The sequence below is a fragment of the Streptomyces poriferorum genome, from assembly GCF_019399235.1.
GTDB classification, from domain to species: domain Bacteria; phylum Actinomycetota; class Actinomycetes; order Streptomycetales; family Streptomycetaceae; genus Streptomyces; species Streptomyces poriferorum.
The window spans coordinates 1-466 of the sequence record NZ_JAELVH010000643.1 but is presented as its reverse complement, the minus strand read 5'-3'; the positions used below and the strand labels follow the sequence as shown (position 1 = coordinate 466).

At 70.6% G+C, this 466-nt stretch carries 1 protein-coding gene; it reads right to left on the bottom strand.

Going from position 1 to position 466, the window contains the following annotated elements; genetic code table 11:
* Window positions 1-466: AMP-binding enzyme (locus tag JGS39_RS40210; RefSeq protein ID WP_219574681.1), on the bottom strand; the 466-nt coding region annotated here is incomplete at both ends.

Here is a 466-nt window from a genome sequence, read left to right as displayed (position 1 = left end):
TCGAGGGGGAGGGTGTCGAGGGTGACGTAGGCGGCCGGGACCATGTAGTCGGGGACGGCCTTGGTCAGTTCGGCACGTACAGCTGCGATTTCGGGGGTGCCGGTGAGGTAGGCGATGAGGCGGTCGTCGCGGACGATGACGGCTGCCTGGGCGACGCCGGGCAGGGTGGTGAGGACGGTTTCGATCTCGCCGAGTTCGATGCGGAAGCCGCGGATCTTGACCTGGTGGTCGGCACGGCCGAGGTATTCGATCTCACCGTCCTGGGTCCAGCGGGCGAGGTCACCGCTGCGGTACATGCGGGTCCCGGACGGGCCGTAGGGGTCGGCGACGAAGCGCTCCGCGGACAGGGCGGGCCGGTTGAGGTAGCCGCGGGCCAGACCCGCCCCTGCGACGTACATTTCGCCGGGGACGCCGGGGGCGGTGGGCTGGAGGGCGCTGTCCAGGACGTAGAGGCGCAGGTCGGGGA